Raw genomic sequence first — 3,394 nt, forward strand, 5'->3', positions numbered from 1 at the left:
ACCGGGCACACGCCCGACTCCGCTCGCCTGTGGAACGGGCCTTCGCACGCCTCAAGGCCTGGCGGATCTTCCGCAAAGCCCGCGTCAGCCCCAACCGACTCACGTCAATCGTCAAGGCCGTCCTCGCCCTGGAGAAGCAACGCCGAAGAAGCTCGGTGATGGGTCAGTTCGCCCGTGAAGGAGTCCGGGCGACAGCAGCCCCCGGCATGGCGTGCACGAGGGACAGCGTGCCCGCCATGCCGGGCCCACCGATCGCCAAGTCAGACCTGCACCAGCGCAGCCGCGGGTGTCGCCATCTCGGCGGGAGCAACTGGCTACATCCATGAAGCCCCTTCTCCGCCTCGTCTCATTGGCCTCGTCAGTTACCAGCCCACAGGCCTTTTTAAGGATCTCTCACGGTTACGCCATGGGGCTGGACGAGATGGCTGCTGGAGTGGCCGGTTCCCTGCGGGCACCGGAAGATGGTGATTGCATGCACGCGCCGCGTGACCAGAGCGCGCGGTCGAAAGGGAGGGAACAATGAGGAGACACTGCCTCCCCCGAACCTGGCCTGCTGCCCTAGTCATGGCGGTACCCACGGCCATCCTGGCTACACCCCAGCCAGCGATGGCGCAGGAAACCTGCGGAGTGCCAGCGAACACCACGGGTACCACCGGCCATGACACCCTCTCAGGCACAGACGGCCCCGATGTCATCGTCGGCCTGGCAGGTAACGACTCCATTTACGGCAGAGCCGGCAATGACTCCATCTGCGGCGGCACCGGCAACGACAATCTTGTCGGCGAATCCGAGACCCCAGCGGCTCTCACGTCGGGCAACGACACTATCTTCGGCGAGGACGGCGCCGACACCGTCAACGGTCAGGCCGCCATGCCCACCACCACGGCCGCGATCAACGCCACCGGTGCCCGTGACACCATCTCCGGAGGCGACGGCAACGACACCCTTGACGGCAACGAGGGAATCAACACCAACAACGGTGGGCCGGGTTCCGACACGTGCCGGAACCCGGACACGGGTGAGCTTGGCACGGTCGACTGCGAAACGTAATCAGCAGCAGCCCACGGCGCCAGGGCCCCGCGATACGGAGACTTCGTGACGGCTGCAAGTAACCCCCGCCGGTGCAGACTTCCATACGCTCCCGAGGCATGGACCCCAGGCCAGCGCCTCATAGGCCACTAACGATCACCACTAGCTCACCGACCAGCACCAACGTCCGCAGATCAGCACCGTCGCTACATCCTCACTCTGGAAGCCGGAGCGCTTGCACACCGTGCCCGGCAAGGCACAAAGAACTAAGCGCCCGTGCAGAGTTGCCCCCAACACCCGTATTCGACCATACCCTCTCTCAACATGCGGGCGGTAAACAAGGACATGCGCATGCAACGTATGCACCGATGGGCGGGATACTTAGCCGGCATCGGAAGTCTGATGGCGTCACTGACACTCCTGGAACCCGGGCCGGCCCGAGCAGCCTCCTGTTCGACGCAGTCCGGGCCCTATCAGAAGCAGGTCGAGAATTTCCTTGGCCGACCGGTCGACGGCAAGCAGTCGCCGACCGACTGCATGGCAATCCAGTCGTTCCAGAAGACACACGGCATCACACCAATGACCGGATACGCTGGTCCAGTCACCTGGCGCACTATGGACACTATTTCCAAGCAGTGGGCAGCAGGCAAGACGCCCAACAAGGCAGGCAAGTGCCCGATCAACAAGGGCCGCATCGCCTGCATCGACCTGACCCGACAGCTGAGCTGGATTCAAAACGGCTCAAAGCTCGTTTACGGCCCAGTGCCGGTGCGCACTGGACGAAACGGAGCCGAGACGCGCACCGGGGCCAAAAGGATCTACCACCGCAGCTTCAAGCACTGGTCCACGATCTACAAGGTGTGGATGCCCTACGCACAGTTCTTCGACGGCGGGCAGGCCCTCCACTCCACCATGAAGTCCATGTATAATCCGCCGGGTTCGGGCGGCTGCGTGAGCATGCGCCCGGCTGACGCCAGGGCCTACTGGAACCTGCTGAACAATGGCGACGACGTCCACATCTACGGACGCAAACCGGGAACATGACGCCTGCAGGCTTGCACACTCCCAGGGCGTGGAGACGCTAACGACGTGGTGTACGACAGCAAGTGCTGATCAAGCCGTGACGTGAGAAGAGCCGTACGGGTTGGGAAAGTTGTGAAGCGATCCTTGGCCCGTACGGCTCTCTCGCATCGTATCTGCACTGGCATCTCGCGGAATCAACTCGGCAAGATCATCGCCGAGCTGGCAGGGCCCTGGAGGGCGCGGGAGGATGCCCGGCTGGGTGAACGCCGAGGTCACGACCGTCTGCGGGCCGAGGGCGGCCGTCCGGATCATCAGCTGGTTTTCACCGATCGGGTGATCGCCACCCTGGTCGTCCTCCGCTTCCAGCTCCCCCATGCCGTTCTTGCCGTCTTCTACGGCGTGGACCGCTCCACGGTCACCCGGTCCGTCCACGAGATTCGGCCGCTGCTCGCGGCCCGCGGTTTCGCCGTGCCCAGTACTCCTGAACTGCGGTTACGCACTCTGGCCGATGTCTTCGCCTACGCGGCGGCCGTGGGTGTCGAGCTGCGGATCGACGGGACCCCGAGGTCCAGGTCCGCCGCCCCAGGGCCGGCCGCCCCGGACGCCGAGCCTTCGTCTCCGGCAAGCGCAAGCAGAACACCAAGAAGACCACCGTGATCAGCGACGAGGCCAGCCGTACCCTGTGGACCGGAGCGATCCGACCGGGCCCGATCAGACCGCACTGAAAACCGAGGGAATCTGGGACCTGTTCGTCCAGTTCCCCGAGGTGAAATCCCAGGTCGACGCCGGGTACCGAGGTCTGGCGAAGGACTTCCCCAACCAGGTGTCAGCCCCGCCGAAGAAGCCCGGCAAGGACGCCGACACCGAAGAAATCGCCACCTGGGAGGCGGAACGCAAGGCTCAGTCCTCCCGCAGGATCCCGGTCGAGCACGCCAACGCCGAGCACAAGCAATGGCGCCCCCTCCAACGCTGGACCGGACGCCGCGAGTACTACAACGAGACCCACCTCGCCATCGCCGGACTGGTCTCCGACCGCACCGCCATGCGGTGATCACCCACCAGCCGACCAGCCATGCCAGCACATCCCGACCTCAGTCGCGCACCACGTCGTAAGCCCCGCGCCACATGAGACTAACCCGTTACGCCCTCTCGCCAGCACATTCCACCGCTCGTGATACAGCCTGCCCAGGCCGAACACCGGGTAGTGGCGGCGTCCAGGAGGTTGGTCGCGAGGGGGCAGAGGCCGGTTGGGCTTGATCCGCTTTGACGGACATCTGAGATCAGGGGCTTCAGCCCCGGAAGGATGATGTTCATCATGGAGAGCATGGGGAAGAAGAGGCCG

At 64.5% G+C, this 3,394-nt stretch carries 2 protein-coding genes and 2 pseudogenes; all 4 read left to right on the forward strand.

What is annotated here, in order from left to right; genetic code table 11:
• Positions 1-143, forward strand: a pseudogene (locus tag ACZ6C1_RS38820) (transposase family protein); the annotation flags it as partial.
• Between the two features lie 463 nt (positions 144-606).
• A complete protein-coding gene (locus ACZ6C1_RS38825) occupies positions 607-1,050 on the forward strand; it encodes a calcium-binding protein (RefSeq protein WP_469247731.1) in 444 nt (147 codons plus the stop codon).
• Between the two features lie 381 nt (positions 1,051-1,431).
• Positions 1,432-2,073, forward strand: a complete 642-nt coding sequence (locus ACZ6C1_RS38830; protein WP_469247732.1) for a L,D-transpeptidase family protein — start codon at positions 1,432-1,434, stop codon at positions 2,071-2,073.
• Positions 2,074-2,184: 111 nt separating this feature from the next.
• Positions 2,185-3,103: pseudogene (locus ACZ6C1_RS38835) on the forward strand (transposase).
• The last annotated feature ends 291 nt before the right edge of the window (positions 3,104-3,394 follow it).

This window comes from Streptomyces sp. NPDC041796 (assembly GCF_055590785.1).

What these genes read in the sequence shown, in the direction of transcription:
- ACZ6C1_RS38825 (WP_469247731.1), top strand. Translation starts at nt 607, where the DNA reads ATGGCGCAGGAAACCTGCGGAGTGCCAGCGAACACCACGGGTACCACC.
- ACZ6C1_RS38830 (WP_469247732.1), top strand. Translation starts at nt 1,432, where the DNA reads ATGGCGTCACTGACACTCCTGGAACCCGGGCCGGCCCGAGCAGCCTCC.